Annotated in this window: 19 protein-coding genes and 3 pseudogenes; 12 read left to right on the top strand and 10 right to left on the bottom strand. The window is 65.5% G+C overall.

What is annotated here, in order from left to right:
* Positions 1–24: 24 nt before the first annotated feature.
* Complete coding sequence (locus tag AYJ54_RS05810; RefSeq protein ID WP_063697308.1) at positions 25–2,427, bottom strand: bifunctional diguanylate cyclase/phosphodiesterase; 2,403 nt, start codon at positions 2,425–2,427, stop codon at positions 25–27.
* Positions 2,428–2,803: 376 nt separating this feature from the next.
* Between AYJ54_RS05810 and AYJ54_RS05805 the strand changes: the two are divergent.
* Positions 2,804–3,742 (top strand): annotated as a pseudogene (locus AYJ54_RS05805) (ABC transporter substrate-binding protein); the annotation flags it as partial.
* Here AYJ54_RS05805 and AYJ54_RS05800 read toward each other — a convergent pair.
* Genes AYJ54_RS05800 through AYJ54_RS05790 form a run of 3 tightly spaced genes read right to left on the bottom strand, consistent with a single transcriptional unit; the run spans position 3,720 to position 7,632 of the window.
* Positions 3,720–4,727 carry a hydroxyacid dehydrogenase gene (locus tag AYJ54_RS05800; RefSeq protein WP_063697278.1) on the bottom strand — a complete coding sequence of 336 codons (1,008 nt, stop codon included), beginning with the start codon at positions 4,725–4,727 and terminating at the stop codon, positions 3,720–3,722. The pseudogene AYJ54_RS05805 and the gene AYJ54_RS05800 sit on opposite strands and share 23 nt — an antisense overlap.
* Before the next feature lie 12 nt (positions 4,728–4,739).
* Positions 4,740–6,593, bottom strand: a complete 1,854-nt coding sequence (locus tag AYJ54_RS05795; RefSeq protein ID WP_063697276.1) for a TRAP transporter large permease — start codon at positions 6,591–6,593, stop codon at positions 4,740–4,742.
* Between the two features lie 7 nt (positions 6,594–6,600).
* Positions 6,601–7,632 (bottom strand): TRAP transporter substrate-binding protein, encoded by a 1,032-nt coding sequence (locus AYJ54_RS05790; protein ID WP_063697274.1) that lies wholly within the window; start codon positions 7,630–7,632, stop codon positions 6,601–6,603.
* Between the two features lie 421 nt (positions 7,633–8,053).
* On the opposite strand from AYJ54_RS05790, the pseudogene AYJ54_RS05785 reads away from it, so the two are divergent.
* Positions 8,054–9,531, top strand: a pseudogene (locus tag AYJ54_RS05785) (caspase family protein).
* Positions 9,532–9,682: 151 nt separating this feature from the next.
* On the top strand, positions 9,683–11,350 hold the full coding sequence (locus AYJ54_RS05780) for a SulP family inorganic anion transporter (RefSeq protein WP_063697272.1): 1,668 nt from the start codon (positions 9,683–9,685) through the stop codon (positions 11,348–11,350).
* A gap of 7 nt (positions 11,351–11,357) precedes the next feature.
* Here the strand turns inward: AYJ54_RS05780 and AYJ54_RS05775 are convergent, their stop codons facing one another.
* From AYJ54_RS05775 to AYJ54_RS05765, 3 genes are all read right to left on the bottom strand, one after another.
* Positions 11,358–11,732, bottom strand: coding sequence for a hypothetical protein (locus AYJ54_RS05775; RefSeq protein WP_063697270.1), 375 nt, complete (start codon positions 11,730–11,732; stop codon positions 11,358–11,360).
* 121 nt (positions 11,733–11,853) lie between these two features.
* The gene (locus AYJ54_RS05770; RefSeq protein WP_063697268.1) at positions 11,854–13,239 is read right to left on the bottom strand and encodes a Spy/CpxP family protein refolding chaperone; all 1,386 of its coding nucleotides are present in this window, start codon (positions 13,237–13,239) and stop codon (positions 11,854–11,856) included.
* A 125-nt stretch (positions 13,240–13,364) separates the two neighbouring features.
* Positions 13,365–14,789 (bottom strand): FAD-binding oxidoreductase, encoded by a 1,425-nt coding sequence (locus AYJ54_RS05765; protein ID WP_063697306.1) that lies wholly within the window; start codon positions 14,787–14,789, stop codon positions 13,365–13,367.
* A gap of 97 nt (positions 14,790–14,886) precedes the next feature.
* On the opposite strand from AYJ54_RS05765, the gene AYJ54_RS05760 reads away from it, so the two are divergent.
* Entirely contained in the window at positions 14,887–15,417 is a 531-nt protein-coding gene (locus AYJ54_RS05760) for a thioesterase family protein (protein WP_063697266.1), read from the top strand.
* Positions 15,418–15,521: 104 nt separating this feature from the next.
* Here AYJ54_RS05760 and AYJ54_RS46745 read toward each other — a convergent pair whose 3' ends face one another.
* Positions 15,522–15,695 carry a DUF1328 domain-containing protein gene (locus AYJ54_RS46745; protein ID WP_082905494.1) on the bottom strand — a complete coding sequence of 58 codons (174 nt, stop codon included), beginning with the start codon at positions 15,693–15,695 and terminating at the stop codon, positions 15,522–15,524.
* Between the two features lie 244 nt (positions 15,696–15,939).
* On the opposite strand from AYJ54_RS46745, the gene AYJ54_RS05755 reads away from it, so the two are divergent.
* Complete coding sequence (locus AYJ54_RS05755; protein WP_063697265.1) at positions 15,940–18,531, top strand: ATP-dependent helicase; 2,592 nt, start codon at positions 15,940–15,942, stop codon at positions 18,529–18,531.
* 26 nt (positions 18,532–18,557) lie between these two features.
* On the opposite strand, the gene AYJ54_RS05750 is transcribed toward AYJ54_RS05755, so the two are convergent.
* On the bottom strand, positions 18,558–19,385 hold the full coding sequence (locus AYJ54_RS05750; RefSeq protein ID WP_136623464.1) for a hypothetical protein: 828 nt from the start codon (positions 19,383–19,385) through the stop codon (positions 18,558–18,560).
* 269 nt (positions 19,386–19,654) lie between these two features.
* Here AYJ54_RS05750 and AYJ54_RS51150 point away from each other — a divergent pair, with 269 nt between their 5' ends.
* The 7 genes from AYJ54_RS51150 to AYJ54_RS05715 all read left to right on the top strand — a co-directional run bounded on the left by AYJ54_RS51150 (position 19,655) and on the right by AYJ54_RS05715 (position 25,119).
* Positions 19,655–20,071, top strand: coding sequence for a hypothetical protein (locus tag AYJ54_RS51150; protein ID WP_063697262.1), 417 nt, complete (start codon positions 19,655–19,657; stop codon positions 20,069–20,071).
* Entirely contained in the window at positions 20,071–20,739 is a 669-nt protein-coding gene (locus AYJ54_RS51145; RefSeq protein ID WP_063697260.1) for an OmpA family protein, read from the top strand. Before AYJ54_RS51150 ends, AYJ54_RS51145 begins: the two co-directional genes overlap by 1 nt.
* Positions 20,740–20,895: 156 nt before the next feature.
* Entirely contained in the window at positions 20,896–21,432 is a 537-nt protein-coding gene (locus AYJ54_RS05735) for an Mpo1 family 2-hydroxy fatty acid dioxygenase (protein WP_063697258.1), read from the top strand.
* A gap of 30 nt (positions 21,433–21,462) precedes the next feature.
* Positions 21,463–22,494 carry an NAD-dependent epimerase/dehydratase family protein gene (locus AYJ54_RS05730; RefSeq protein ID WP_063697255.1) on the top strand — a complete coding sequence of 344 codons (1,032 nt, stop codon included), beginning with the start codon at positions 21,463–21,465 and terminating at the stop codon, positions 22,492–22,494.
* A 29-nt stretch (positions 22,495–22,523) separates the two neighbouring features.
* Positions 22,524–23,144, top strand: coding sequence for a methyltransferase family protein (locus tag AYJ54_RS05725; protein ID WP_063697253.1), 621 nt, complete (start codon positions 22,524–22,526; stop codon positions 23,142–23,144).
* A gap of 210 nt (positions 23,145–23,354) precedes the next feature.
* The gene (locus tag AYJ54_RS05720; RefSeq protein WP_063697251.1) at positions 23,355–23,564 is read left to right on the top strand and encodes a hypothetical protein; all 210 of its coding nucleotides are present in this window, start codon (positions 23,355–23,357) and stop codon (positions 23,562–23,564) included.
* 253 nt (positions 23,565–23,817) lie between these two features.
* Complete coding sequence (locus AYJ54_RS05715; RefSeq protein WP_063697249.1) at positions 23,818–25,119, top strand: PQQ-dependent sugar dehydrogenase; 1,302 nt, start codon at positions 23,818–23,820, stop codon at positions 25,117–25,119.
* A gap of 3 nt (positions 25,120–25,122) precedes the next feature.
* Here the strand turns inward: AYJ54_RS05715 and AYJ54_RS05710 are convergent.
* Positions 25,123–25,777: pseudogene (locus tag AYJ54_RS05710) on the bottom strand (aspartate dehydrogenase); the annotation flags it as partial.

The following is a 25,777-nucleotide window of genomic DNA, read 5'->3' as shown; positions in this document are numbered from 1 at the left end:
GCGCATGCCCGTTGGGCAACGAGCTCAGGCGGCGTCGCGCTGCGAAGATTGGACGGATGCGCCGAACTCAATTCGGTCGACCGGCTGCGGGCGTCCGAACAGATAGCCTTGCGCAAAGTTGACGCCGAGCGCGGCGAGCCGCTCGAACTCCTCACGGGTCTCGACGCCCTCGGCGGTCACCGCCATGTCCAGCCCGCGCGCCAGCGTCACGATCGAGGAGATGATGGCCGAGCTGCGCGGTTGATGCGTCAGGTTGCGGATGAAGGATTTGTCGATCTTGATCTTGTCGAACGGGAACGCCGTCAGATAGCTGAGCGACGAATAGCCGGTGCCGAAATCGTCGAGTGCGAGCTCGACCCCGATGCTCTTGAGCCGCTCCATGAAGGCGAGGTTCTCCACCCCGCGCTCCAAAAGGACCGACTCGGTGATCTCGATCTCGAGACGCTCTGGCGGCAGGCCGGAATCCCTCAGCGCCGCAGAGATCACCTCGAACAGCTCGGCTTCCTTGAACTGGATCGGAGACAGGTTCACGGCGACCATCAGGTCCGCGGGCCAGGTCGCGGCATCCGCACAGGCGCGCCGCAGCACCCATTCGCCGAGCGGCACGATCAGCCCGGCCTCCTCGGCGAGCGGGATGAACTGGTCCGGCGGAATCAAGCCCCGGCTCGGATGCCGCCAGCGCACCAGCGCCTCGAAGCCGCGGCGCCCGCCGTCGGTAACGTCGACGAACGGCTGGTAGTGCAGCTCGAATTGGCACCGCGCGATGGCATCGCGCAGATCGCCTTCCAGCGTGTTGCGCGCCTCGAGCTCAGCCGACATCGCCTCGTCGTAGATCGTAAAGCAGTTGCGGCCCGCCGATTTCGAACGATAGAGCGCAAGGTCGGCCTTCTTCAACAGCTGCTCCTGGTTGTTGCCGTGATCCGGCGCGATCGCGATGCCGATGCTGGTGCCGATTTCGACGCGATGTCCAGGCAGGAGGAACGGCTCGGCCACCAGCTTGGCGATCCGCGCCGCCAGCTCGGTCGAGCAGACCCGCTGATCCTCGCAGCCCTCCTGGATGATCGCGAATTCGTCGCCGCCGAGCCGCGCCAGCACATCACTCTCCCGCAGTGCGGATTTCAAGCGCTGCGCCACTTGCCGCAACAGCACGTCGCCGGCTCCGTGACCGAGGGAATCGTTGACGTTCTTGAAGCGGTCGAGATCGAGCATCAGGATCGAGAACGTCAGACCGCTCTCCTCCAACTGGCTGTTGATCTCGTCCAGCCGCGCGAGGAAGAACGCGCGGTTCGGCAATCCGGTCAGGATGTCGGTCTGGGCGAGCTCCAACACCCGCCGGTTCGCGAGCGACAGCCGCCGCGAGTTGCGGCTTGCGAGCATGAGGTAGGTGGCAAGCGACAGCGTCAGCAGCATGCCGACGATGAGCACCGTCAGCGCGCGGTCGTACGCCGTCTCCAGCGGTCCCCCGATTGTGGGGATGGCGTGCACCTGCCAATCGGTATCGCCGATCCTGAGATTGCCAGACCAATGTACGCCCCGCGCGACGTCGCCCATCGACTGCGGAGCGGCTGTGGCGGACGAGAAATCCGGCATCGACTGCGCGAGGCTGACGATGCGCCCGGAGAACGGTGGGTAGACGTTGACGCTGATCGCGGGACTTGCCGCGGTCGTCGTACGGATTGATTGCAGCAACAGCGGCAGGTCGAAGACGCCGACGACGAAGCCCGCAAGGTTGCGGCGCCGATCGGCAACCGTCTCGCGCGAGGTGCCCTTGGCATAGACCGGCACGACGACAAGGACGTTCGGCAGTTGGCCGCCCTCTTTCGGGCCGTAAAGCTCGGCTCGCAGCGAGGCGATCCGGTCATTGTCTCGCGCGCGCTCGAGCGCCGCGCGCCGCTCCGGAACGGTCGCATAATCCATGCCATAGACAACAGACGTCTTCGGCTGCGTCGAATAGAAGATCGGAAAATACTCGTCGCTCTGTGGCGCAGTCGCGAAACCCTGATCCTGCCCTTGGCCCTGGAGCGACTTGATGCGATAGCCGGACACGCCGTCCGCAATCGCCGCGGCCTCGTATTCGGCGCGTTCCTTGCGGTTGATGCGCGGCAGCCAGGCGATGCGCAGCATGCCCGGATGGTGCTCAAACAGCCGGCCGCTGAAGGTCTCGAACTCGCTGCGGGTGATTTCCTCGTTGGCCGACTCGAACAGGGTGCGCAGCGCCAGGAGCCGGCTGATGTATTCGTTCATGCCGTTCTGCATGACGATGGATTCGGTCTCGGCGGCGTTGTCGAACTCGACCTTGTTGACGCGATCCTCCCATCTCCCCACCGCGGCCGCGCCGACCAGCGAGAACACAAGACCCAGACAAGCGGCGACGAACGCAGGACGATAGAGTCCGGACAGCGGCGCGGGACGCCACCGTCCGATCATGCGCTTCCGATCCTGATCGTTCTGATCGTGATCGCCCATCTTGATCCGAAATCCCCTTCCCGCGCGACGGATCGAACTTCTGGTTGAGCCGTCGCGGCGACAATCGGACAAGGACCTGGGTTAAGAAGTGCACAATTTGAGAACCCTGACCTCCCGCATTGCGCGGCTTAGTTAACGATTGACCCGCAAGCCCGATCATTGTGGTTGCAACTAGCCGCTTTCCTCCGGAGTCCTACGGGGTATTGCGGCAACGGAGGTTAGCGAGCTGTTCAGCCGGCCGGACTATCGTTCCCTCAACTCCTCCTGCATCCGGCAAGCGTCTTCATGAAACGATCGCGACCAGCGACCTGCGTCGCCCTAGTCATCGCGCTGCTGGCTCCAGTTGCTCAGCCGCGACGACGGCTACGATCCCGACCGTTCGGTGGCGCAGACGCTGCGGCTGATCGAGGACGACAAGGTGTTTGCGCTGATCGGCGCAGTGGGCACGCCGACCGCGATGGCGACCATCCCGATCACCAGCGCCAGGAACGTTCCCTTCATCGGCCCGTTCACCGGCGCTGAATTCCTGCGCGACCTCGAACTCTCGAACGTCGTGAACATTCGCGCGAGCTACGGCGCCGAGGCCGAGGCGTGGGTCAAGCACCTCACCGAGGACCGCAAGTTCACCCGCATCGGCATCTTCTACCAGGACGACTCCTTCGGTCGCGATGGGCTTGCGGGCGTGAAGAGCGCGCTTGCAAAGCGCGGCCTCGAGCTCGCCGCCGAGGGCACGTTCGAGCGCAACACCCGCGCGGTCGGCTCCGCCTGGCGGATGTTCAAGCGGAGCGAACCGGAAGCCATCGTCATGGTCGGCACCTACGGTCCCTGCGCGGAGTTCATCAAGCTCGCGCACCGCAGCGGCTTCTATCCTGCCTTCGTCAACATCTCCTTCGTCGGCGCCAATGCGCTGGCACGTGAGCTCGGCCCCGAAGGCGAAGGCGTCATCGTCTCTCAAGTCGTGCCGTTTCCCTGGGACCGCTCGCTCAAGCTCGTCGCCGACTATCAGGCGGCGCAAAATGCGTACGATCCGACGCTGACGCCGGACTTCGTGTCGCTCGAAGGCTATCTGTCGGGCCGCCTTGCCGCGGCGGCGCTGGAGCAGGCAGGCCCCAATCCAACGCGAGTGGGTCTCTTGCGCGTCATCAACGATGTCGGCCGCTTCGACATCAGCGGCAGCATCGTCACCGTCGGCACGCGCGTGATCGACACGCCGCCAAAGGTGTATTTGACGGTGATCCAGAAGGACGGGACCTTCAAACCGGTTGATCGGCTATAGGCCGCTTCAAAGGCCGGCGCGTCCAGCGGTCGGCGTTGACGGCGCCGACGGGGATCTCACCCTTGATGATCGCCTCGACTTGCCGCACCGTCTCCAGCGACTGGTACTCGATCGCCTGCGGCGTCAGCCCGCCGACATGGGGCGTCGCGATGACGTTGGGGAGCGCTGCCAGCTCCGGCGTCGGCATCTGGTCGGGCGCACGGCCGACATCCATCGCCGCGCCTGCGATGCGGCTTTCGCGCAGCGCTCTCGCGAGCGCCGCCTCGTCGACGAGATTGCCGCGCGAGAGGTTGATGAAGACGGCATGCTTCTGCATGCGCGCGAGCGCCGCCTCTCCGATCAGGTTCTCGGTCTCTTCATTGGCGATGGCGAGGCAGACGACGTAGTCGGACGCTGACAGGAGCTCGTCGAGACCGACCTGCCGGATGGAGCTGTCGCTGACGCTCACGAAGGGATCGGACACCAGCACTTCCATCCGCAGCACCTTGGCGATCTCGGCCAGATAGCGGCCGATGCTGCCATAGCCGATGATGCCGATCCGGCTGCCGGCGAGCTGGCGGCCCATCCGCGCCTCTACCTGGCGGCCGGCCTGATAGTCCGCCGTCGCACGCGACACGCCGCGCGACAGATCGACCATGAAGCCCAGCGCAAGCTCGGCGACGGCCTGGACGAAGCCCGGACCGGCGCGGGTCACGAGCACGCCGACTTGCGAGGCGGCCCCGACATTGACGTTGCGGATGTCAACGGCGCAACGGACGAAAGCCCGCAGATGCGGCAGTTGCGGGAAGATCTCGCCGCGGCCTTCGGTCATGCGATCGGCCACGATGATGTCGGCATCTTTCGCCGCGCGGACGAGGCTGGTTGCGTCGAGCGGCTGATCGCCCTCGTGCAGGATCACCTCGGCGATTGCTTGCAGGCCGCTCAGGCTGCGCTCGCCATAGTAATTCCGGCGCATTTCCGGCGTATGGGCCAACAGGACTTTCACGGTAAAGCTCCCTCAATAGCCTAACGCGCGCGGCAAGGCGGTGCTGAGCCATGGCACGAACGCGATCACGAGCAGGCAGAGCATCAAGAGGCCAAGATATCCCATGATCGGCTTCACCGTCTGCTCGATCGGCACATTGCCGATCAGGCAGGCGCCGTAGAGCCCAAGGCCCAGCGGCGGCGCGAACAGACCGATGCCCATGGCGATCACCAGCACGACGCCGAAATGCAGGGGATCGATGCCGAGCTGCACCGCCACCGGCAGCAGCAGCGGGCCGAAGATGATGAGCGCGGCCGCGCCCTCCAGCACCGAGCCCATCACGATCAGCACGGCGATCGCGAGCAGGATAAACAGCCAGACGCCGCTGGTCTTGGACAATCCGAGCATGAAATCGCCGACCGCGTGCGGCACCTGCTGCAAGGTCAGCGTGAACGCGAGCGACTGCGCGGCGGCGACAATGAACAGCACGAGACCCGCGCGCGTTGCCGCCTGGACAAAACTGTGCGCGGCCGATTTCAGGCTGAGCTCGCGGAACACGAGACTGCCGACGACGAGCGCATAGGCGACGGCGAAAGCCGAGATCTCGGTGGCGGTGGCAAAGCCGCTCTTGAAGCCGAAGAAGATCATGAAGATCAGGCCGAACGAGGCGATTGCGCCGGTCCAGAGGCCGGACACCGGCATCTGCGGCTCGACCTCCTCGGCGGCCGCCGGCCGCTTGCCGAAGATGATGGAAACGACGATCAGGACCAGCGCCATCAGCGCCGACGGCAGAAGTCCCGCGACGAACAGGCCGCCGATCGACAGGTTCGCGACGAATCCCAGGATGATCAGGTTGATGCAGGGCGGAATGGTTTCGGCCATGACCGCGGATGCGGCGAGCAGCGCAACCGCGCCGCCCGGATTCTGCTTCGAGCGGCGCGCCGCCGGGATCAGCACGGAGCCGACAGCGGCGACGTCGGCCATCTTCGACCCGGAGATGCCCGAGAACAGCACCATCGAAGCCACCATCACGACGTTCAGCCCGCCGCGCATGCGCCCCACGGCGCGCTGCAACAGCTCGATCAGGCGCACCGACATGCCGTTGGCTTCCATGAGATAGCCGACGAGGATGAAGAACGGGATCGCCAGCAGCACGAAATTGTCGATGCCGCGCGCCATCTGCTGGGCGAAGATGACGCCGGGCAGCGCGCCCTCGACCCAGATGAAGATCAGCGCGGCAAGCGCCAGCGCAAAGCCGATCGGCAGGCCGCCGAACAGCGTCGCGAAGAAACCGATCAGCATCAGCGTGCCCGATGACGGCACCGACGATGGCGACAGATAGTCCCAAGCGAAATAAAGGGCGGTCACAACCGCGATCGCGACCAGGCCCTTCCCGATATCAGGCAGCGGCCTTGCGCAGAGATGATCGATCGCGAACACCGTCATGAACAGCGCGCCGACGCCCATTGGATAGAACGTCAGCTCCAGCGGCAGGCCGGAGCCGGTGGTCTGGCCCGCCGTCAGCGAGCCCAGCTTGATCGCGTTGTAGGCGATATAGAAGGAGATCAGCACGATCAGCAGCGCGCTCACGGCGTCGACCAGCGCGCGCAGCCGCAGCGGCAGCATGTCGCGGAAGAAGGACACGCCGACATTCTCGCCGCGCGCCAGTGCGCTCGCCGCGCCAAAGAAGGCCGAGCCGACCATCAATCCGCGCGCGACGTCATCCGACCATTCGACCGGTGCATTGAAGAAGAAACGCAGCAGCACGGAACCGCACACCACCACGAGATCGGCGGCCAGGAAGACGGCCGCGATCGCATCGCTCACGCGAAGAAGTAAGGTGATGCTCCCGTGGCGGCCGCCCGAGAGGGACGCGGCGCCTGTCATCGGTGCCTCAGGCCTGGGTCGCGCGGATCATGTCGATGACCGGCTTCGACTCGGGCCGCGCCTTGATGAAGTTCTCGGTCTGCGGCATGACGCGTTTCCTAAACGCCTCACGATCGCATTCGGCTACCGTCACGCCCTTGTCGGTGAGCGCGGCCAGCGCCTCCTTCTCCACCGCAAGCCCGTGCGCGCGCGTATCGGCTGCGGCCTTCTTGGCGGCGTCGAGAAAACCCTCACGCAGCTTCGGATCCATGCGATTGAAGGTCATGTCACTGAAATAGATCGCGAGCGGCGAGAAGTTGTGCTGCGTCAGCGCATAGAACTTCGCCGTTTCGAAGAACTTGCTGGCGAGGATGGTCGGCGGATCGTGCTCGAGCCCATCCAGCACGCCAGCCTGCAATGCGGTGTAGATCTCGCCGAACGCCAGCGGCGTCGCGGCCGCGCCCATCAGGCGCAGACATTCGGTGATGACGGGATTGGGCAGCGTCCTGATCTTCAGGCCCGCGAGGTCCTCTGGCGTCTTGACCGGCTTCTTCGCCAGCACGCTGCGGGAGCCGAAATTGTAGGCCCAGGCGATGATGCGGATGTTGCCGCCCTTGAGCAGAGCGTCCTCGATCGGCTTGGCGGCGCCGGCATCGAACGCCTTGGTCTGCTGCGGGAAGCTGGTGAAGAGATAGCCGAGATCGAAGGTGCCGACCAGCGGCACCAGATTGGCCGAGATCGACGAGCCCGACACCATGAGGTCGATGACGCCGAGCTTCACCGAATTGATGACGTCAATTTCCTGACCGAGCTGGTTGTCGGGGAAGAAGGAGACCTCGACCTGTTCGCCGAGCCCGTTCGCTTTCAGGTTCTTGACCAGATTGTCGTAGTAGACGCGGCCGTTGGCGTATTTGGGATCGTTCGGCAGCGACGAGGAGCATTTCAGTTTCATCGTCGCGGCTTCGGCACGGCCGATGATTGCGGGAGAGAGCACGAGGCCGGCGGTCACCGCCGTCGACGATTTGATGAACGTGCGGCGGCTTACGGGCACGATGGTCATGGTGCTGTCTCTCCCCAAGGCATTTTTTGTTCGCGGCCACGATCGTTGTCGTGGCGTGTTGCTCGGACTGTATGGCCAAAGCGACAGCGCAGGCAAGGGTCGCCGCCTGTCGTCGCGGAGCGGCGCGTGTGTCGTCAGATCGGACGCACAGCGAAACGACTCTGTTTGCCCGGGATTCTCGATCACGATCGGCCTGCGGCCCGACGTTCGAGGGGTTCCTTTCGCGCATCCCGCGGATCGATCCAATAGCAGCATGGATCAATGCGCAATTCACATGAATGACGCCGGAACGATGCTCCGGGAGGCGTCCTGCCCCATTTTGTCGCAACCCCCGAGAGCGTGAGCCAGCGCACAGATCCGGACATGGCCGAGGCCTAGAAAAGGTGACATCCTCGCGCGCATTGCCGATGGAGGTGACACCATGCGCCGTCCGGTGCTTTGTAATTTGTTCTTTGCATCCGGCCTTCTTGCCCTCGCACAACTGATGACACCCACGGATGCCGCAGCGGAAGCGCGGCTCGCGCTTGTGATCGGCCAGTCCGCCTATCGCGCGGTGCCGGAACTGCCGAACGCCGCCAACGATGCCAAAGGCATGACCGAGCTGCTCGGCAGTGCCGGCTTCAGTGTCACCGCGGCCCCCAATCTGGCGCAGAACGAGATGCGCCAGGCGATCAGCGATTTCGCCGGCAAGGTCAACGCCAGCGGCGCCGACACCGTCGCGCTGGTTTTCTATGCCGGCCACGGCCTGCAGATCGACGGCGAGAATTATCTCGTACCGGTCGATCTCGACCCCAAGCGCGAGGCCGACATTCCGCTCCAGGGCGTGCGGCTCAACGATCTCCTCAACACGCTCGGTGCACTGCCGACGCGGGCGCGCATCTTCATGCTCGATGCCTGCCGCAACAATCCGTTCCCGGCACTCAGCGGCGCGGGCCACGGGCTTGCGATCGTCGACACCAAGGCCGGTGCGCCCGGCTCGTTCATTTCCTACTCGACCTCGCCCGGCGCGGAAGCCGAGGACGGCTCCGGCGCCGACAGCCCCTACACCACGGCGGCTCTGACCATTGCGAGGCAGCCCAACTTGCCGATTGAAGAGGTGTTCAAGCGCATCCGCCTCGCCGTGGCGCAATCGACCGACGGGCGGCAGATCCCCTGGGAGAGCTCGTCGCTGACGAGCGATTTCAAGTTCTTCGGCGGCGACAGCGGGCAGCCTGCGGCTCCGGGCGCGGCCTCGACCGCGCTCGCCAGCGCGACGCGCAGCGTCGACGACTGGCGCAACGAGCTGCGCGGCAAGGCACCCAAGGCCGCCTATGAACTCGTGATCGCCGACGACACGGTGCCGGCGTATCAGGCCTATGTCGAATTGTTCGCGCAAGACGCCTCCACGCCGCGCGTGCGCACGATCCTAGAGCGCCGACGCCAGATGCTGGCGTGGGAACGGGCGGTCGCGATCAACACCCGCGCCTCGTTCGAGGCCTATCTTGCGAACTGGGATAACAGCGACCTCGCCGCGACCGCACGCAGGCTGCTGTTGCGCGTGCAGAACCGCAACTACGGTCCCGTGGCCGCCGCGGCGGCCGCAGCACCGGTCGCCGTCGCAATGGCGCCGACCTGCCCGTGCTCGACGCCCTCGACACCGGCAACGCCGATCAACCCGACAGTCGCGCCTGTTATCAAGAAGCGCGTCGACGACACGCCGCCGAAGCGCAAAGTTGTCGACACGCCGCGGAAGCGCCGGCCTGCGCCCCCGCCCGAAGACGTGATCGTCGAGCGTGCACCGCCTCCCGGTCCGCCGCCCGGCGCCATCATGCAAGGCATCGGCATCGGCGTGGGAATTGGGCTCGGCATGGGTGTGGCCGTGGCGAAGACATGGGGCACGGCGACTACCGCAGGTACTAAACCTCAGTCCCCGATACGAATGAATGTCCGCAGGCCCAGCGTTTGCGGACATTCCTGTTGATGGTGTAGAGCCTGCACCATCGGCCGCCTTGCGATCCGGAAATGCTGTAGTCTGATCGTCCGACCCAAGCCTTCCGGGGACGCCACATCGATGCCGCACGACGCCCACGCCAAGACATCATGGCCACTGTTCCGGTCGCTCGCGTCCTACTCCCTGCCCGGCGACCTGATGGCGGGCCTGACGCTGGCCGCCATCGCCATCCCCGAGCAGATGGCCACCGCGCGGCTCGGCGGCTTCGAGCCGCAGATCGGCTTCTTCGCCTTCATGGCGGGATCGCTCGGCTTCGCCCTGCTCGGCGGCAACCGCTTCCTGTCCTGCGGCGCCGACTCCACGATCACGCCGATCTTCGCCGGCGGGCTCGCCGCCATGGCTGCCGCCGGCTCGCCCGAATACCAGGGCCTCGCGCTCGCGCTGGCACTGATGGTCGGCGCGATGATGCTCGCCAGCGGCGCCTTCCGGCTCGGCGGCATCGCCAATCTGCTGTCGATGCCGGTGATGGTCGGCTTCCTTGCCGGCATCTCGGTCCACATCATCGTTTCGCAACTGCCGGGCGTGCTCGGCGTGGAGGCAGCGAGCGGACCGACGCTCGATCGCATCGGCGTGCTGGCCGGCGAACTCGGCCGGACCAATCCCTACACGCTGTGCATCGGCCTCGGCGTGCTCGCCGTGGTCTTCCTCGCCGAGAAGGTGAGCGCGAAGATTCCCGGCGCGCTGATCGGCCTCGCCGGTGCGACGCTGGCCGTGATCGGGCTTGGCCTCGAGAGCAAGGGCGTCAATGTCGTCGGCGCGGTCCCGGGCACGCTGCCGCGCCCGACATTCCCCGAGCTTGCGCCCGAGCTGTGGGTGCGGCTGGTGCCGAATGCCTTCGTGATCACGGTCGTCGTGATGGTGCAGACCGCCGCGACGACGCGGTCATTCCCGTCCGACCCCGACAAGCCCGCCGATGTCGATCGCGATTTTCTGGGCGCGGGCGCCGGCAGCGTGCTGGCCGGCCTGTTCGGCGCGTTTCCGGTCAATGCCAGCCCGCCGCGGACTGGGATCGTCGCGGAGACCGGCGGGCAATCGCAGCTTGCAGGTCTTGCCGCCGCGGGAATCGTGCTGGCGCTGCTCGCGTTCGGCACCGGATTGTTGCGGCACGTGCCGGACGCGGCGCTGGGCGGCATCCTGCTGTTCGTGGCGCTGCGGATCATCCGCGCAAAGCAGATCGTCACGATCTATCGGCAGTCCTTCAGCGAGTTCCTGCTGATCGTTGCCACTGCCGCGCTGATCATCGTGCTGCCGATCCAGCAAGGCGCCTTCCTCGGCATCGTGCTGTCGCTGCTGCACGGCATCTGGAGCACCACGCGCGCAAGGCTCGTCGAGTTCGAACGCGTGCCCGGCACCACGATCTGGTGGCCGGCCCATCCGCACATCACCGGTGAACGCATCGCCGGAGTCGCTGTGATCGGACTCCAGGCGCCACTCTCGTTCCTCAACGCGCCCGGCTTCCGCAGCGACGTCGCAAAGGTCCTCAGCACCTCGACGCCGCAATTGTTGGTGCTGGAGGCGAGCGGGATGGTCGAGATCGACTTCACCGCCGCCCAGATCCTGCTCGAGGTCTTCAAGGCGTGCAGCGAACAGGGCGTCACTGTCGCGCTGGCGCGGCTCGAGTCCGTGCGCGCGCAGGACGCGTTCGAGCGGTTCAGGCTGTTCGATGCGCTGCCGAAGGAGCACGTGTTCCACAGCGTGGACGAAGCCGTCCGCAAGCTGGCCAAATAGCCTCGGTCTACTGCGACAGCGCCGGATAGTCGCGCCGGACGGCCTCCCGTATCCAGCTTGCCTGGATCGCGCGCGACAGAATCTGCGCTGTCCTGGCGTCGTTGGCCTTCATGCAGAGATCGACGATGCGGCGAACCGCGTCATCGCGCATCAGATCGTCGGAGATCTTCATCGCGATTTCCATCGCGGCTCGCGTCGCGCGTTGATAGCGCTCGCCTTCAGGCTTGTCGCTGCGCGCCGCGGAACTACCGACCTTTTCGGCGCTCGCCGTCGCAGCCTCGCAGATGGCGCGAATCCGCTCGGCGGCCTCGATATCGCCGATCGGCCCCTCGATCGCTTCGTCCCAGATATCCCCCTGCTTCTTCGTCGCGAACCACTTCATCGCCCCGCCACCCGTGGTCTTCCGGCCACCGCATTGTCGAAGTCAGCTGCACCTAGCATAGAGAACCGTCGTGAGATCGGCGAGGCGGTTTTTTCCGCCACGCCCTGGGCTTGCGACGCGGTCAGGACGTCCGACGCGGCCCGATTGCCTCGAACTGCGCCTTCTGCTCATCGGTCAGCGTGGCATAGAAATCCTCAAGCGCAGCGCGCACCGATTTGACGCCGTCCAGCATCAGATCGAGCCGCTTGTGGACCGCGGCCATGCGCGCCGGCGGCGTCATCACGTCGTTGGGCTCGCACGCTGCCTTGAGCGTATCCCTAACCCTGGCGCTGGTATCCTGAAGCACTTGCAGGGCAGCGCGCTGGGTCTCATTGGGATGGAGCCGCGCCTCGATCTCGGCGCTCGGCCAATCGAGTCCGACGGGCGCACCGCAATTCTGCACCAGCGATGCATTGGCGTTGCTGGAAGCTGCGGCGCGGCGCTGGTCCTCGGCCAACGCATTGAAACGTGCCTTCTGCTCGTCGGTGAGCGACCCATAGAATTTGTCGAGCGCCGGCTGCACCAGCTCGACGGCCTTCACCATCGTCTCGACGCGCTGCTGCATCGCCGCCAAACGACCAGGCGCCGTGGCCGCGACTTGCGTTGGACATGACGCGCGGATGATTGCGGCCGCCTGGATCGAGGCGTTGCCGAGATCGTCGAGGTTCGCGCCCTGTGCGTCCGTCGGCTGCACCGCGGCTGCGATCTGATCGACCGGCAGGCCGGTGATCTCGCGACGATCGCTGCCGCAAAGCTGATCGAGCGGAACGCTTCTGGCGTGTCGTCGTCCCGAGGGACGCTGCGGCAGGTAGGTCGCGAGACCGTCATAGCCATAGGGGCCGAAGATACCGGCATAGATGTCCGGATAGCCGTAGCCCCAGAAGCCCAGACCGTCGCCCCAGATGGTGTAGTCGTAGAGATCGTTATAGGCGAAGGGCCAGAACAGCGGTCCGACCCAGCCATAGAAGCCGCCGGGATGCTGCCACCATCCGTTGCCCGCGCCGTGCCAGCCGATCAGCGCGGCAGCGCCTGCGATCTGCGCACGTGCCGCGGGATTGCTGATCAGCCGGCCGTTACGAAATGCACCGGCATGCAGGTTCACCGCGTTGCGAAGGTTGGCCGGACGCACGGCTGCATTGCGGATCTGACCGAAGTGCGGACCGCCATGCCGCGCGATGGCTCCAAACCTCGCGCCGCCATGATGGCCGCCACCAAAATGCGCGCGACCGAAGCCGTGACCACCAAAATGCCCGCCACCATGGTGCCCGCCGCCATGATGACCACCGAAATGGCCGCCGCCGAAATGGCCACCACCGTGACCACCGCCGCCATGGCCACCACCGTGACCACCGCCGCCATGGCCACCGCCGCCATGGCCACCACCGTGGCCACCGCCCTTTGCCAGTGCAGCGCCTGCCAGCATGCAAGCCAGGGCCACAGCGGCAATTCGAAGAGCCTGTCGCAACATCTTACGCTCCCGCAGATCCGCACCAGTGAGGCATCGGAACGTGTCGGGATTTGGAACCGGCCGGCCGGCCGAAAGTTCCCGCGCCGGCCGCGTCACGCGGCGGGGCACACCGCAACAGGCTGGCGCTACGCCTCCGGCACGATCTTGCCGGGGTTGAAGATATTGTGCGGATCGAGCGCCTTCTTCAGCGCCCGCATCGCGTCCAGCGCCTCGGGACCGAGTTCGGCCTTGAGATATTTCTGCTTGCCCTGGCCGATGCCGTGCTCGCCGGTGCAGGTGCCATCCATCGCCTGCGCGCGCTCGACGAGGCGATGCATGAATTCCTCGCCGCGCGCCATCTCGTCGGCATCGTTGACGTCGCAGACCAGCGAGCAGTGGAAATTGCCGTCGCCGACATGGCCGACGATCGGCGACAAGAGGTTGAGCCGCTTCAGGTCGTCCTCGGTCTCGCTGACGCAATCGGCGAGGCGCGAGATCGGCACGCAGACGTCGGTCGCGACCACGCCCACGCCCTCACCCGTCCGCAGCGCCTTCACCGACCAATAGGCATCGTGCCGCGCCTGCCACAGCTTCGTGCGATCCTCGGGCCTGGTGGTCCAGGAGAAGTCGCCGCCGCCGCACTCCTTCGCGATCTCGCCGAACGCCTTGGACTGCTCGGCGACCTCGATCTCGCTGCCGTGGAATTCCATCAGCAGCAGCGGCGTCTCCGGCAGCGTCAGCTTCGAATAGGCGTTGCAGGCCTTCACCTGCGCAGCGTTGAGAAGCTCGATGCGCGCTACGGGAATGCCGGTCTGGATCGCAAGGATCACCGCCTGACAGGCGCCGTGCACCGTCTCGAACGAGACCGCGCCGGCCGCGATCGTCTCGGGGATGCCGCGCAGACGGATTGTCAATTCCGAGATGATGCCGAGCGTGCCTTCGGCGCCGACGAACAGATGCGTCAGGTCGTAGCCGGCGGATGACTTCTTCGCGCGCGTGCCGGTCGTGATGATCTCGCCGTCGCCGCGCACGACCTTCAGCGCCAGCACGCTGTCGCGCATGGTGCCGTAGCGCACCGCATTGGTGCCGGAGGCGCGCGTCGAGGCCATACCGCCGAGAGAGGCGTCCGCGCCCGGATCGATCGGGAAGAACAGGCCCTGGTCGCGCAGATGCTCATTCAGCGCCTTGCGGGTGACGCCGGGCTGGATCACGCAGTCGAGGTCCTCGGCATGCACCGCGAGCACCTTGTTCATGTCGCGCAGGTCGATGCAGATGCCGCCAGCCGGCGCGTTGACCTGGCCCTCGAGCGAGGTACCGGTGCCGAAGGCGATGACCGGTACGCGGTTCTTGGCGCAGATCCGCACCACGTCCTGGATGTCGGCGGTCTCCTGCGCCATCACGACGCCGTCCGGCGGCTGGTTGAGAAGCCACGTCGTGGTGTGGCCATGCTGCTCGCGCACGGCCTGCGAGGTGACGAGGCGGTTGCCGAAGCGTGCGGCAAGCTGCTCCACCGCGCTCGCGAGGGCTTTCGGCTCCGGCCGCGGCGGATTATTGGTGATGGTCGTACCCACGGACATTCCTCCCGACAGAAGACCGTGGCAAAGGACATATAACCGGTCAAGTCAAGGGACCGGACGCAACTCGCGAAGAAATTGGCAGGAAGGAAAGATGCCGGAGACGACCACCGACGCGCCCAAGATCGAGCCCAAGGCCGAGCATAAGGCCGAGCCGTTCCGCGCCTCGATCATGCAGATCGAGCCGCAATGGATCGACTATAACGGCCATCTCAACATGGCCTATTACAACGTGATGTTCGACCGCGCGATCGACCAGCTCTGGCTGAAACTCGGGATCGGGCCGACCTACATGAAGGAGCGCAACGGCTCGACCTTCACCGCCGAATGCCATGTGCGATATCTCCGCGAAATCCATCTCGGCGATCCCGTGCAGGTCTCGGTCTGGCTCCTGGAAGCCGACGACAAACGGCTGCACACGTTTGAAGAGCTGCGGCACGCGACCGAGGGCTGGCTGTCCGCGACCTCGGAGAACATGTCACTCCACATGGACATGACGGCGCGGCGCGTTGCGCCATTTCCGCCCGACATCCAAGAGCGTATTGCGGCTGTGACCCGCGCCCACAGCGCGGTGCCGCGGCCCGAAGGTATCGGCCGAAGCGTGGCGATGCCTTCGAAGCGGTAGAGCATATTTGGATCAAATACCGCTGCCGGTTTACACCTCTCCCCAGCGGGGAGAGGTAAACCACGTTCCTTGCCGCGCCGGTTCAATCAGAACTCATCGCGCGACTAGATTCTGGTGCGGCCGCGGGCGAGGCCGACCACGGCCGAGATCAGGAACAGCACGACCGCGATGAAGAAGATGACTTTGGCGATCTCGATCGAAGTGCCAGCGATGCCGCCAAAGCCCAGAATACCGGCGATCAGCGTGATAACCAGAAACGTCACAACCCAGCCAAGCATGGTCAAAACCTTTGTCTTGATGTTTGTCTGCGATCAACGCGGCTGAGACCCGCGCCTCACCTGTCCAGACAATCTCGACCTCGGAATGAAGGTTCCGAGCCGCGCGAGGTGGAAATTCGCGGGGCCCACTGGAACAAATCGGCCATCCACGTACGTGGAAAACCCCTCGCCGCCGCCCCATATAGGCGGTAATCCCTGTTATGAAGGCTCCCTTCCGCCACCCCGCGGTGCCATCGTGGGGCCAATGATTCGCATGACCGAGCCGAGCAAGATCACGTCCCAAAGCGTTCCCGACCACCAGCCCGCGGCCGGCGGCATTGCCGCACGCGCGCGCGCCTCGGTGGGGCCGAAATACCTCTCCGGGCTCAATCCGGAGCAGCGCGAGGCGGTGGAGACGCTGGACGGCCCGGTGCTGGTGCTGGCCGGCGCGGGCACCGGCAAGACGCGCGTGCTGACCACGCGCATCGCCCACATCCTGAGCCAGGGCCGCGCGCGCCCCGGCGAGATCCTGTCGGTGACCTTCACCAACAAGGCCGCGCGCGAGATGAAGCACCGGCTCGGCCAGATGCTCGGCCACGCCGTCGAAGGCATGCCGTGGCTCGGCACCTTCCACTCGATCGGCGGCCGCATCCTGCGCACCCATGCCGAGCTCGCGCAGCTCAAGTCCAACTTCACCGTGCTCGATGTCGACGACCAGGTGCGTCTCTTGAAGCAGCTCCTGCAGGCCGAGAACATCGACGACAAGCGCTGGCCGGCGCGCATGCTGGCCGGCCTGATCGACGGCTGGAAGAACCGCGGCCTGATGCCGTCGCAGGTGCCTAGCGGCGAAGCCGCGATGTTCGCCAACGGCAAGGGCGGCAAGCTCTATGCGAGCTATCAGGAGCGGCTGAAGATCCTGAACGCGGCCGATTTCGGCGATCTGCTGCTCGAAAACATCCGCATCTTCCGCGAGCACCCGGATATTCTCCGGCAGTACCAGCAGCGCTTCAAATACATCCTGGTCGACGAATATCAGGACACCAACGTCGCGCAGTATCTGTGGCTGCGGCTGCTGTCGCAGGCGCCGGCGGCAACCAAAGCCGTCATTCCGGGGCGGCTCGAAGAGCCGAACCACGACGTGCAAGAGCACGTCGGGGAATCCGGAGATGAGTCCACGGATCGAGATTCCGGGTTCGATGCTGCGCATCGCCCCGGAATGACGGTGGCAGCTGCGGCGCCCACCAAAAACATCTGCTGCGTCGGCGACGACGACCAGTCGATCTATGGCTGGCGCGGCGCCGAGGTCGACAACATCCTGCGCTTCGAGCACGATTTCCCCGGCGCCAAGGTCATTCGCCTCGAGCGCAACTACCGCTCGACCGGCCACATCCTCGCCGCCGCCTCGCATCTGATCGCGCACAATGAAGGCCGGCTCGGCAAGACGCTGCGCACCGAGGATCAGGACGGCGAGAAAGTCACGGTGACCGGCTCGTGGGATTCGGAAGAGGAAGCCCGTGGCATCGGCGAGGAGATCGAGCAGCTCCAGCGCATCGGCGAAAAGCTCAACGAGATCGCGATCCTGGTGCGCGCCTCCTACCAGATGCGCGAGTTCGAAGACCGCTTCGTCACGCTCGGCCTGCCCTATCGCGTGATCGGCGGCCCGCGCTTCTATGAGCGTGCCGAAATCCGCGACGCGCTGGCTTATTTGCGCGTCATCAATTCGCCTGCCGACGATCTCGCTTTCGAGCGCATCGTCAACACGCCCAAGCGCGGGCTCGGCGATGCCACCGTGCAGATGCTGCACGACCACGCCCGCAAGCGCCGCATTCCGCTGTTCGAGGCGGCGCGCGCCGTGGTCGAGACCGACGAGCTGAAGCCCAAGGCGCGCGGCTCCTTGCGCGATCTCGTCGCGCAGTTCGACCGCTGGCGCGCCCAGCGCGAGGTCACCGCGCATACCGATCTGGCCCAGATCGTGCTCGACGAGAGCGGCTATACCGAGATGTGGCAGAAGGACCGCTCGGCGGATGCCGCAGGCCGGCTGGAGAACCTCAAGGAGCTGGTGCGCTCGATGGAGGAGTTCGAGAACCTGCAAGGGTTCCTCGAGCACATCGCGCTGGTGATGGACCGCGACGGCGAGGCCGAGGAAGACGCGGTGTCGCTGATGACGCTGCATTCGGCCAAGGGCCTCGAATTCGACAACGTGTTCCTGCCCGGCTGGGAGGAAGGCCTGTTCCCGAGCCAGCGGACGCTGGACGAGCAGGGCCGCGCGGGGCTCGAGGAAGAGCGCCGGCTCGGCCATGTCGGCCTGACCCGCGCCCGCCGCCGCGCAAAGATCTATTTTGCGACCAATCGCCGGATTCATGGCACCTGGTCGACCACGATCCCGTCGCGCTTCCTGGACGAATTGCCGGCGGCCAATGTCGAGATCACGGAATCCAAGGGCGGCTCGGCCTGGGGCGGCACCGGCGGCTACGGCGCCTCGCGCTTCGACGACATGGAGGCGTTCGGCTCCAGCTATTCGACCCCGGGCTGGCAGCGCGCGCAAGCCAACCGCAACCGGGGCCAGGGCGGCCGCAGCGGCGGCGGGCGCGGCGGCTTCGAGGAAGAGGCCTCGTCGTTTTCGTCCTCGCCCGATTTCGGCAGCTTCTCTTCGCGCCGCCGCGGCCCCCTGACGATCGAGGGCGAGCTGGTCGCCAAATCCACCGGCACGACCTCGGAATTCTCGCTGGATGACCGCGTCTTCCACCAGAAATTCGGCTACGGCCACGTCACCAAGATCGACGGCAACAAGCTCACCATCGCCTTCGACAAGGCCGGCGAGAAGAAGGTCGTGGACAGTTTCGTGCAGCGGGCGTGAGCAGGCCTTCACACAAGGCCATCCACTCAACTGTTCAAGATGTTGGCGCCCTGGTCGTAAATCTGTTGATCGACGTGCCCGGCGCCAGGCGCAATCTCGAGTCTCCAGCCCAGCCCGACACCAATGCTTTTGGCTAGCTCCGTACAGTGTTCGAAATGCCAGAGACCGCGCGCAAGACGATGAGGCCCTTGAGCCATCGCCTCGTCCCAGCGGGGCAGGTCGAAGGCGTCAGGGTCTGCGTCGGCCTCGCCTAGCAGGATGACGAGGGAGCGCCCCAGATATCTCCGCAGATGATCTGCGTTGAGGCCAATCCCTCCCATGCCATTTGGATACTCCGTGGTGAGGTTCGGCAGCATGTAGCATCCGCAGTTGGCGGCAACGGCCAGATCAACGGAAGCGGCCTCGTTGAGTGCAAGATAGCGTAGGACATATTGGGCGCCCGCGGAGTTACCGAACAGGCCGAAGGTGTCCCGGCTGGACCCGATCGCATGTCGAACATGATGAAACAGCCGGTCGATAACCCCGAAATTCCAATGATCGCGCGGCAAAACCGTGTTGTCTGGCGGCGGCAGCCGCACTCCGCCGAAATTGTATGCGTGGACGCCCGGGAACTGATCCGGATCGAACTCCGGGACCAGCACGATTTGCCCATTGCGTTCGGCTTGAGGTACGAGAAGATCGCGAAACTCCGCGGCAGCGCGATCAACGCCATGCATCGCCATGATGATGCGTGTGTGCCGACTGCTCGATCGGGGACAAAACGAGAAGACCCGCATCGTACGTGGCGAGGGGACGGCACCATCATCACGAAACACGAATGAGCCGGCGCCTTCAGCCAAAGTCAATTTGCTCAATTGCTTACCCCCCAGACGTGGAAAACATAATTGAATCAAACTCGGTGATGCAACCTTGAGGCACTGGTCTGCTGTCTGCCGCGCGAATCGCAACTCATCCCGAGGCCCGCTTCCCGGCCCCGGGGCTCTGCCAGCTCAAGGCCGATCCGGAATTCGCCGACGCGCTCACGCCGCGGAGTGAGGACCGTTCGCCGCACCCTTCGGGCTGTCGACAGTTCTGACCCGAACAGCCCTTGACCATCGCGAACTTCCCCGTATCAGATGCACCCATGGTCCGGGGCTCCATCACACTGATCGTGCTGGCATTGGGGATGCCGTCGCTTGCGGCGGCGGAGACGATGAGCTTTGGCGATTCGATCGGGATGCTGGCCAAGAGCTGCGGCGCGGAAATCGTCGCCAATTGCCGCGGCGTCAATCCGGACTCGACCCGCCTCAAGGAGTGCCTGTCCCGCAACCGCGACGTGCTGTCGTCGCAGTGCCAGAGCGACTACCTCCGAGCCTTCGACGCCATCCAGAAGCGTGTCGCCGCGCGCGTCACGGTGGCGAACGCCTGCCAGCGCGAGATCGTCAAGGTCTGCGGCGGCTCGACCAAGGAGACCAGCAAGTCGATCCCCTGCCTGATCTCGACGCCCAAGGGCATCAGCAACAACTGCCTGAAGGCCGTGGACGACGCGGGGTATCGGTGATGCGCCTGAGCCTGCTCTCCACCGCCGGAATTGGCATCGCGCTGGGCCTCGCCCTGCTCGCGGGCACAGCCAGCGCGCAGACGGCGCCGACCCGCGACGACATCGTCGGCAAGCTCAACCATTTCGAACAGGCTTCCGAGGTCGACCTTCCCGCGCTGAAGCAGCAGGTGATGGAGCGGGCGAAGGCCAGGATCAAGAATGACCCGGGTCCGGTGAACCGGCCGCTGATCGCGCCCGATCTCGCCAACCTGCCCGCCTTCAACGCGCAGATCGAGTTCGACGCCGATACGCCTATCATCCAGCCGACGTCCTACCAGACCGTCGGCCGCATCGCGGACGCGCTGGTTCATTCCTCGCTGCTGCCCTATACGTTCCTGATCGTCGGCCATGTCGAATCCAATTCGAAGTCACGCGAGGCCAATGCGATCCTGAGCCAGCGGCGCGCCGATGCGATCCGTGACGTGCTCGTGAACACGTTCAAGATCTCGACCAAGCGGCTCCATCCGATCGGCCTCGGCGAGGAGCAGTTCCTCGACCGCGCCCGTCCGACCTCGGCCGTCAATGGCCAGTTGCAGATCCTGACATTTGCCAAGCTGCCGGAGGACGAGCCTGCGCGTCCAGCTGCTGCTCCCGCGCCTGCGGCGAAAAAGCCCGCCAAGAAACGCTGAACGAGCGCACCCCGGCACCTTGCGGAACCCATTGAAGTCCTGACCGTTTTGCGGCCTGTCCCAGGGCGCGACAGCACGGTTTTGCGCGACAAGAAGGCCGGTTTGTGCGCTGCCCGGTCCGGTGCTATAGGCTTTTTTCGTCCTTCCCCGCCCCCCATGCTGCACGAGACCAAGATGGCTGGCTCTTTTCAACGCCAACTGGCCGACTATGTCGAATACCACCGCGATCCCTGGAACTGTGCGATGCACGTGGTCGGCATCCTCCTCCTGTTCACCGGCGCGGTGCTGCCGCTGACCCTCCTGCAGATTCCCATGTTCGGCGTCGAGGTGAGCCTGGCGGTGATCCTGGCCCTGCCGGTGCTGGTGTACTGGCTGATGCTCGATGCCGGGATCGGGCTCGGCATTCTCGCGGCCGCGGTGGTGCTGCTTTCCGTCGCAACGACAATCGGCAATCAGGTCTCAACCGCCATGATGTGGTCGATTTTTGCCTTGCTGATCGTGCTCGGCGTCAGCGCGCAGGTCGTCGGGCACAAGGTTTTTGAAGAGCGGCAGCCGTCGATGGTCGACCATCCGACTCATTTCCTGCTTGGACCTATGTTTGTCATGGCAAAATTGTTTATTGCATTGGGCTTCCGTCGCGACCTTGCCGCGATTCTCGCGCCTCTTCCCACCAATTCACTTTCAACCCGATAGCTTCCAGAAGCGGAACAGCAAACCTTCTTCATGGCTCTCGTACTGGTTACCGGTGGCAGCGGTTTCATCGGACAACATCTTGTAGAGGCGCTCCGCGGCCGCGGGCAGCGGGTGCGCGTTCTCGACGTCCGGCGGCCGACCACGGCAAGCTCGGACGTCGATCACGTCCACGGCTCGGTGCTGGATGGCGCCGCGGTCGATGCTGCGCTCGCCGGCGTCGATCAGGTCTATCATCTGGCCGGCCTGCCCGGGATGTGGGTCGCCAACAAACAGGACTTCCACGACGTCAATTGCCGCGGCACCGAGGTCGTGCTGGCGGCCGCGAGGAAGCGCGGCGTGTCGCGCTTCCTGCACTGCTCGACGGAATCGATCCTGTTCCCCTATTCGAAGCTGAACGGCGTTGCCGCCGAGGAGGCGCTTCAGCCGGCCGATGCAATGCCCGGCGCCTATACGCGATCGAAGTCGCTCGCCGAGCATCACGCCGCCAAGGCGGCGGCCGAGGGCTTCCCGCTCGTCATCGGCACGCCGACCATGCCGATCGGCGCCGCCGACCACAATCTGACGCCGCCCACCGCGATGCTGTGGTACTTCCTCCAGAAGAAGGTGCAGCCGCATCTCAACTTCCTGGTCAACCTCGTCGACGTGCGCGACGTCGCCACGGGCCTCGTGCTGACGATGGAACGCGGCCGCACCGGCCAGCGCTACATCCTCGGCGGCGACTGCGTGCGGCTTGGCCAGATCCTGCGCATGATGTCCGCAATGAGCGGCCGCCGGCAGCTTCCGATCGCGGTTCCCGGCAAGGTCGCCGAGATGTCCGCCATCATGCTCGAATACATCTCCGATCGCATCACGCACCGGCCGCCCAACGGCACCGCCGAGGGCGTGCGCATTGCGCTCGCCGCAAGCGACCTCTCGATCGGCAAGGCGCGCACCGAGCTCGGCTATTCGCCGCGCCCGATCGAACCGGTGCTGCGCGAAACCATCACCCATCTGCTCGCACGCGGCGGGCTGCCCGCGTCCGGCGCCATCGAGCATCACGCGCTCTCCTCGCGCGCGAGCTGAGCGGCCGCCCAACCAAAGAACCTTTCCACATGTCCTTTGATTTCAGCAAGCTTCTCTCTGTCGCCTGGGGTGGCTGGACCACGACCTGGCCGACGCAACTGCTCGCCCTGATCTGGCTGGCCTGGCTCGCAAGCTGGGTCGGAGCCTCGTTCTGGCAGGGCCGCACCCAGAAGCAGGTGATGACGCTGGAATCCGGCCGCTATCGTATCCCGATCCTGGTCGGCGGCATCCTGTTCACGCCGTGGACCGCCGAAGTGCTGAACGAGAAGCCGCTGTGGGTGTTCAGCGATATCGGCGTCTACATCACGGCTCTCGTCGTGCTCGCCGGCATCTCCTTCACCTGGTGGGGACGCCTGCATCTCGGCAAGTTCTGGTCCAACACCATCACGCACAAGGAAGACCACCGCGTCATCGACACCGGCCCGTACGGCATCGTGCGTCACCCGATCTACACCGGCCTGATCGCCGGCATGCTCGCCACCGGCATCGCGGTCGGCACCGTGACCGCGATCCTCGGCGCGATCCTGATCTCGCTCGGCATGTGGCAGAAGGGCCGGATGGAAGAGGTGTTCCTGTCCAAGGAGCTCGGCGAAGACGCCTACGGCGCCTATTGCCGCCGCGTGCCGATGATCATTCCGTTCCTTCGGTAAGGCGAAGGCTTCGACGCGAGCATTGCCTGTAATAACGTTGCTGCTAGTCCCGTCATCCTGAGGCGCGAGGTTTGCGATGCGAATGCATCGCAAACAGAGCCTCGAAGGGTGACGGTGAGGGATTGCGCAGTAGCCCCGCATCTCGCCGGGAACCGCCCCCGCACCACGCCGTTATCGCCCGAAGGACGCAATTCGGCAGAGCGCTGAACCATGTCGGACGCTTACGATTATTTTCGTGCGCACGCGATCGCCGCCGCCCGCAAGGCGCGGAGCTTGCCGCCCGGGCGGACGAAGCGGAAGCAGCGCACGGTCGCGCGGGTCTATCATCTGCTGTCCAAGGAGGCAGCGCTCGGGCCGAACCTCCAGCATCTCGATGATTTTCGCGCGGCGCGGCGGCTGGAGCGGCAGATCGGCCGGTGATCTCTGGCAGCGTCAGACGACGCCCGGCACCCCTCCCATGCAAATTCGATCGGCTGCCATTCCGTCGCAATGGACGCTGGCGACGCCCTCCACATGTTGACGTTTGGGCCGCCACCACGTTGGATGCGCGCGCGAAGAGGCACGACGACATCCCGTCGTCGATTCGGAGAGATCGACGATCAGGCCTGAAGCCCGCGCGGGGCGATGGGCGATCCGGCGTTGGCCAGTGCCGCACGTTCGACAGGGGATTTCCATGACCTTTTCCAGCATTTTTGCGCAGTTCGTTGCGCTGCTCGGCGGCATCGCGCTGCGATGGCGCCGGCTCTCCGGCACCGAGCCGGCGCCGGCCTGGGGCCAGACACCGGCGATCCCCGAAGCAAAGCCACAGGGCGCGATCCCGACACTGAAGATGCCGACCGCGCGCGGCTGGCGCGAAGGACACAAGCCGACGGTCGCGCCCGGGCTGAAGGTCAACGCGTTCGCGACCGGCCTCGACCATCCGCGTTGGATCGAGGTGCTGCCCAATGGCGACGTGCTGATCGCGGAAGCGACGCAGGTCGCCGGTCCCCCGCGCACCGTATTTCACTATGCGATGCAGGCGACGATGCGGCGTGCCGCGGCCCTCGGCGTCAGCGCCAACCGCATCACGCTGCTGCGCGACAAGGACGGCGACGGCGTCGCCGAAGAGCGCGGCGCCTTCATGGAAAACCTCAGCCAGCCGTTCGGCATGGCGCTCATCGGCGACACCTTCTATGTCGGCAACACCGACGGCGTGATGGCATTTCCCTATGTCGCGAATGCCGATCGCATCACTGCGCCGGGCAAGCGGCTCACCACGTTCAAGCCGAGCGGACACTGGACGCGGAGCCTGCTCGCGAGCCCCGACGGCAAGAAGCTCTATGCCGGCGTCGGCTCGCTCAGCAATATCGCCGAGCTCGGCATGGAGGTCGAGGAAGGCCGCGCCGCGGTCTACGAGCTCGACCTCGTCGCCGGCACGCATCGCATCTTCGCCGGCGGCCTGCGCAATCCCGTTGGCCTTGCCTGGGAGCCAACGACGTCCGTGCTCTGGACCGTCGTCAACGAGCGCGACGGACTCGGCGACGAGACGCCGCCGGACTATCTCACCTCGGTGCGCGACGGCGGCTTCTACGGCTGGCCCTACTGCTACTGGGGCAAGACGGTGGACGATCGCGTGCCGCAGGATCCGGCGCTGGTCGCCAAGGCGATCACGCCGGACTATGCGCTCGGCGGCCACACCGCTTCGCTCGGCCTGTGCTGGATGCCGGCCGGCACGCTGCCGGGTTTTCCGGACGGGATGGTGATCGGCCAGCACGGCTCATGGAATCGCAGCACGCTGTCCGGCTACAAGGTCGTGTTCATCCCGTTCGAGAACGGCCGCCCGTCCGGCCCGGCACGCGACATCCTGTCGGGCTTCCTGTCACCGGACGAGAAGCAATCCTACGGCCGGCCGGTCGGCGTGGCGATCGGGCCCGACAAATCGCTGCTGATGGCCGACGACGTCGGCAACGTGATCTGGCGCGTCACTGGCGCGTAAGGCTCACGTCCCAACGCAGAGGGTGGCGCGCTGCTTGCGCAGCAGCGCGATCACGGACAGCGCCGTGATCATCCCGGTCTTGGGATTCTCGGACGGGATGTTCTCGATTCCCATCGAGAAGCGCGCGGAATCCGACTCGACCTCGATGCGGTGAACGTTGCGCGTCACGGTCGGGTCTGCCCAGATCTGCACGAAGGTGCGGTCGGGCCCGACACCCGCGAGCGACAGCGCGACCGCAACGTTGAGGTTGGCCGGAAAGCCTTTTGCGGCCTCGCGCGCCGTACCCTCGAACAGCTTGAGCGGCTCACGCAACCCCTCGATGTCGATGCCGTTCTCGACGATGAACGGCGCGCCCTTCAAGCCGTCGATCGGCTTGCGCGTGACCATCTTCACCGAATGGATGGTGCCGACGGCGGCAGCGTTGACGGCATCGAGCCCGATCAGCGCCCCCGTGGGCACGATGATGCGCCCGCCATTGGCGCGGGCGAGATCGATGAGATCGGAATTGTCGAGCAGCGCGCCGACGCTGACGACGACCGCCGCCTTGCCGCGCTTCACGGCGGGCTCGACGATCGAACGCAGATGCCGGCTCGGCGCGCATTCGACCACGATGTCCGCGGCATCGCCGAGCGCATCGATCGGTACGACCTGCGGCGGG

The organism is Bradyrhizobium centrolobii (assembly GCF_001641635.1).
Classification (GTDB): domain Bacteria; phylum Pseudomonadota; class Alphaproteobacteria; order Rhizobiales; family Xanthobacteraceae; genus Bradyrhizobium; species Bradyrhizobium centrolobii.
This window is presented reverse-complemented; position numbering and strand designations above follow the sequence as displayed.

Bases quoted from the DNA above. Each gene is read 5' to 3' on its own strand.
- AYJ54_RS05810 (WP_063697308.1), bottom strand. From the start codon at position 2,427: ATGATCGGACGGTGGCGTCCCGCGCCGCTGTCCGGACTCTATCGTCCT.
- AYJ54_RS05795 (WP_063697276.1), bottom strand. From the start codon at position 6,593: ATGACAGGCGCCGCGTCCCTCTCGGGCGGCCGCCACGGGAGCATCACC.
- AYJ54_RS05790 (WP_063697274.1), bottom strand. From the start codon at position 7,632: ATGACCATCGTGCCCGTAAGCCGCCGCACGTTCATCAAATCGTCGACG.
- AYJ54_RS05780 (WP_063697272.1), top strand. From the start codon at position 9,683: ATGCCGCACGACGCCCACGCCAAGACATCATGGCCACTGTTCCGGTCG.
- AYJ54_RS05775 (WP_063697270.1), bottom strand. From the start codon at position 11,732: ATGAAGTGGTTCGCGACGAAGAAGCAGGGGGATATCTGGGACGAAGCG.
- AYJ54_RS05770 (WP_063697268.1), bottom strand. From the start codon at position 13,239: ATGTTGCGACAGGCTCTTCGAATTGCCGCTGTGGCCCTGGCTTGCATG.
- AYJ54_RS05760 (WP_063697266.1), top strand. From the start codon at position 14,887: ATGCCGGAGACGACCACCGACGCGCCCAAGATCGAGCCCAAGGCCGAG.
- AYJ54_RS46745 (WP_082905494.1), bottom strand. From the start codon at position 15,695: ATGCTTGGCTGGGTTGTGACGTTTCTGGTTATCACGCTGATCGCCGGT.
- AYJ54_RS05755 (WP_063697265.1), top strand. From the start codon at position 15,940: ATGATTCGCATGACCGAGCCGAGCAAGATCACGTCCCAAAGCGTTCCC.
- AYJ54_RS51150 (WP_063697262.1), top strand. From the start codon at position 19,655: ATGGTCCGGGGCTCCATCACACTGATCGTGCTGGCATTGGGGATGCCG.
- AYJ54_RS51145 (WP_063697260.1), top strand. From the start codon at position 20,071: ATGCGCCTGAGCCTGCTCTCCACCGCCGGAATTGGCATCGCGCTGGGC.
- AYJ54_RS05735 (WP_063697258.1), top strand. From the start codon at position 20,896: ATGCTGCACGAGACCAAGATGGCTGGCTCTTTTCAACGCCAACTGGCC.
- AYJ54_RS05730 (WP_063697255.1), top strand. From the start codon at position 21,463: ATGGCTCTCGTACTGGTTACCGGTGGCAGCGGTTTCATCGGACAACAT.
- AYJ54_RS05725 (WP_063697253.1), top strand. From the start codon at position 22,524: ATGTCCTTTGATTTCAGCAAGCTTCTCTCTGTCGCCTGGGGTGGCTGG.
- AYJ54_RS05720 (WP_063697251.1), top strand. From the start codon at position 23,355: ATGTCGGACGCTTACGATTATTTTCGTGCGCACGCGATCGCCGCCGCC.
- AYJ54_RS05715 (WP_063697249.1), top strand. From the start codon at position 23,818: ATGACCTTTTCCAGCATTTTTGCGCAGTTCGTTGCGCTGCTCGGCGGC.